A 2,738-nucleotide genomic window follows, 5' to 3' on the forward strand; every position below is an offset into this window, starting at 1 on the left:
GTTCTTCATAGGGGAGGGTATAAATATGGCGTTAACGGAGCGCGATCGAAAGGTACTGGCGGAAATTCACGAATGGGAGCAAAATTTGTTGCAGTATGAACCGAATGACTTTCAATTAACATATGAAAAATATTTAGAACGCTCCTTTTCAGCATTGCCAATAAAGATTCAACGTCAATTTTTTTCCCTTCTGGATACATGGTTATTTCATTTACATAGCATGATTCAAGGGTCCGAGCTGCAATTGGATGTAAAGAAAAGAATTCTTGCGCAAGGAAGGATATTCGACAAAGGTTTAAATAATATAGAAGATTTACGCAAACTGGAGATAGAGAAGCTAGAGTACATAGCTGATCAGCAAATAGCCAGGCACCGTCTCTATTCGTTTATTCAAGGCGGTTTGTCTGGAACAGGAGGAGCTCTTGCTTTAGGAACAGATATACCAGCCATGGCAATGATCAATTTACGGGCTGTTCAATTAATCTCTTTTGCTTACGGCTTTGAAGTAAATACACCATATGAAATCATACAATCGTTAAAAGTGTTCCATACGGCGACATTGCCGCTAAGATTGCAAAAAGAGGGCTGGCTGTCTTTGACTGAAGATTTAAAAGTTGGCGAAAATCCGTACTTTTATGAAGGGAATGACGAGATGACCGATGTTACATGGATTGAACAGCCGGCCCGGCAGCTTTTGAAAGCGTTCGTTATTTCGATTTTCAGAAAGAAACTGATTCAGGGGATTCCGATAATAAGTATGACCATAGGGGCAGGTGTCAATTATCATCTGACACGAAGAGTAACGGAGATGGCCCAAAAATATTATCAATTACGTTATTTAAAAGAAAAAGAGGCGATCTTTTAATATGAGTACAAAAGAGCACAAACAAGAAGCACCTAAAACCGTTAATTGTAAGGTGATTACTGTTAGTGATACGAGGGATCCGATGACAGATAAAAGCGGCAGACTGATGATTGAATTGTTGGAGGCAGATGGACATCGCGTTGTGGATTATGTAATCGTTAAAGATGAGAGAGAGAAGATTCAAAATGAAATTTTAACAGGCTGTGAACGTGAAGATGTGGACGTGATTTTGACAAATGGCGGCACAGGCATTGCGAAGCGGGATGTGACGATTGAAGCAATTCAAGGCTTACTTGAAAAAGAAATCGTGGGTTTTGGCGAGCTGTTTCGGATGCTAAGCTACCAAGAGGATATCGGTTCTGCAGCAATACTTTCCAGGGCCATTGCCGGCGTGATAAAAAATAAAGCGGTATTTGCTACACCGGGTTCTTCCGGGGCAGTTAAACTCGCCATGACCAAATTAATTTTGCCTGAACTTGGGCATGTTGTTAGAGAAATAAAAAAAGATCAATAAAAAAGCTCCCATTTTGGGAGTTTTTTATTGGTGAATTTTCCCGGAAATATTTTGATCCACTCTATACCATAACCATAAATCATTTATAATGGAAGCCAATTCGGCAATTTCGGAGTTTAATTCACAAGACCGTCCGAAATCGTTTTCGTCAGAAAGCTGGGCTTGTTTTCGGTTAATTTGGGCCTCCAACTCTTTTATCCGGTCAGGAATCGTGCCGCGTATCTTTTCCCAATAAAAGAGAATATCTTCTTGCATCTCTCTGCTAATTTCGTCCCATTCTATTACTAATTCAGGTATCTGAATACCAAGACGCTGGTCGAAAGCAAAATGCTCTTTCATAATTGCCTCCAATTTATGTAGTTGATTTTATTCTACTACACATTGGAGCTTCCTTCACGAAAAACTGTCTCTCACCCAGAATTTACCCACGTATAACTGTTTTTCGCTTTTCGAATAATAAAGGAGGAATAAATATAGGAAGGAGTATGAACAAAATGGTCAAACAAAATCCCGACAAGCAGTATTTATTTAAGTTTGATGAACAGGGTACAAATGAAGTAAGCCAGCAAATCATGAATTCCTATAATACCGGCTTTATTGATCAAAGTGAGGACATAAGGGATCGGGAAAATCCTACTGTAACAGAAGGTTAACAAGGCAAAGGACTGTCTTTTTTAATGAAGGACAGTCTTTTTTCTATATGAATAACTAGAAAAAGTTAATTTTGCGGGCGCTTGCCCAAGAATCCCTACTGCCATCTGCATATTCTTTACTGTGTAAGGATTACAAATTGAGGAGGCAAACTTATGAATAATAATATGTATTCAATTCCAAATAATTTGCCCTATGAACCTGCATTGAATTATACAGATCAAGATTCCCGCCTTTGGGGATGGGGCTGGGGAAGACCATGGGGTTGGGGATGGGGCCGTCCATTCTTCGGATACCCATTGGGCTTTGGATTCGGATACCCATTCTTTGGCTTTGGATTTGGCTATCCATTCTTCATTTAAAAGTTAAGAAAAAATCATGAAATGGGGAGACTGTTATGAATTCGGAATTAATGCCCGCACCGCTTGATCTCCAAATCATAGGCGATCATGATCTAAGGATCCACCACGGCTTTGGTTACGGTCATTATGGACATTACGGTCATTATGGCGGCCGTCCATGGGGCTGGGGGTATGGACGCCCGTGGGGTTATGGTTATGGAGCACCCTTTTTAGGAGGGTTTCTTGGAGGATTAGCAACAGGTGCATTGTTGTCCCCTTATGGCTATCCTTATTATGGCTATCCATACGGGGGATTTTGGTATTAAAGAATGATAGAAAAAAACCAGCTCTCAATAGAGCTGGTTTC

The 2,738-nt window shown here is 40.3% G+C and carries 6 protein-coding genes; 5 read left to right on the top strand and 1 reads right to left on the bottom strand.

Annotation, left to right across the window (positions count from 1 at the left end; translation table 11 throughout):
• The first annotated feature begins 25 nt into the window (after window positions 1-25).
• Both BFU02S_RS15490 and BFU02S_RS15495 read left to right on the top strand, forming a co-directional pair.
• Window positions 26-865 (top strand): EcsC family protein, encoded by an 840-nt coding sequence (locus tag BFU02S_RS15490; protein ID WP_066372613.1) that lies wholly within the window; start codon window positions 26-28, stop codon window positions 863-865.
• A 1-nt stretch (window position 866) separates the two neighbouring features.
• The gene (locus tag BFU02S_RS15495; protein WP_066372614.1) at window positions 867-1,379 is read left to right on the top strand and encodes a MogA/MoaB family molybdenum cofactor biosynthesis protein; all 513 of its coding nucleotides are present in this window, start codon (window positions 867-869) and stop codon (window positions 1,377-1,379) included.
• A 24-nt stretch (window positions 1,380-1,403) separates the two neighbouring features.
• On the opposite strand, the gene BFU02S_RS15500 is transcribed toward BFU02S_RS15495, so the two are convergent.
• The gene (locus tag BFU02S_RS15500) at window positions 1,404-1,718 is read right to left on the bottom strand and encodes a hypothetical protein (protein ID WP_066372617.1); all 315 of its coding nucleotides are present in this window, start codon (window positions 1,716-1,718) and stop codon (window positions 1,404-1,406) included.
• Between the two features lie 155 nt (window positions 1,719-1,873).
• On the opposite strand from BFU02S_RS15500, the gene BFU02S_RS17100 reads away from it, so the two are divergent.
• The 3 genes from BFU02S_RS17100 (at window position 1,874) to ymaG (ending at window position 2,697) form a co-directional block, all read left to right on the top strand.
• Window positions 1,874-2,032, top strand: coding sequence for a hypothetical protein (locus BFU02S_RS17100; protein ID WP_169797619.1), 159 nt, complete (start codon window positions 1,874-1,876; stop codon window positions 2,030-2,032).
• Window positions 2,033-2,185: 153 nt separating this feature from the next.
• On the top strand, window positions 2,186-2,392 hold the full coding sequence (locus BFU02S_RS15505) for a hypothetical protein (protein ID WP_066372619.1): 207 nt from the start codon (window positions 2,186-2,188) through the stop codon (window positions 2,390-2,392).
• A gap of 35 nt (window positions 2,393-2,427) precedes the next feature.
• Window positions 2,428-2,697 (top strand): inner spore coat protein YmaG, encoded by a 270-nt coding sequence (gene ymaG, locus BFU02S_RS15510; RefSeq protein ID WP_084361160.1) that lies wholly within the window; start codon window positions 2,428-2,430, stop codon window positions 2,695-2,697.
• Window positions 2,698-2,738 lie beyond the last annotated feature (41 nt).

This window comes from Neobacillus fumarioli NBRC 102428, assembly GCF_001591485.1.
In the GTDB taxonomy this organism is placed as follows: Bacteria; Bacillota; Bacilli; order Bacillales; family Cytobacillaceae; genus Neobacillus; species Neobacillus fumarioli.

What these genes read in the sequence shown, in the direction of transcription:
- BFU02S_RS17100 (WP_169797619.1), top strand. Translation starts at nt 1,874, where the DNA reads ATGGTCAAACAAAATCCCGACAAGCAGTATTTATTTAAGTTTGATGAA.
- ymaG (WP_084361160.1), top strand. Translation starts at nt 2,428, where the DNA reads ATGAATTCGGAATTAATGCCCGCACCGCTTGATCTCCAAATCATAGGC.
- BFU02S_RS15495 (WP_066372614.1), top strand. Translation starts at nt 867, where the DNA reads ATGAGTACAAAAGAGCACAAACAAGAAGCACCTAAAACCGTTAATTGT.
- BFU02S_RS15505 (WP_066372619.1), top strand. Translation starts at nt 2,186, where the DNA reads ATGAATAATAATATGTATTCAATTCCAAATAATTTGCCCTATGAACCT.
- BFU02S_RS15500 (WP_066372617.1), bottom strand. Translation starts at nt 1,718, where the DNA reads ATGAAAGAGCATTTTGCTTTCGACCAGCGTCTTGGTATTCAGATACCT.
- BFU02S_RS15490 (WP_066372613.1), top strand. Translation starts at nt 26, where the DNA reads ATGGCGTTAACGGAGCGCGATCGAAAGGTACTGGCGGAAATTCACGAA.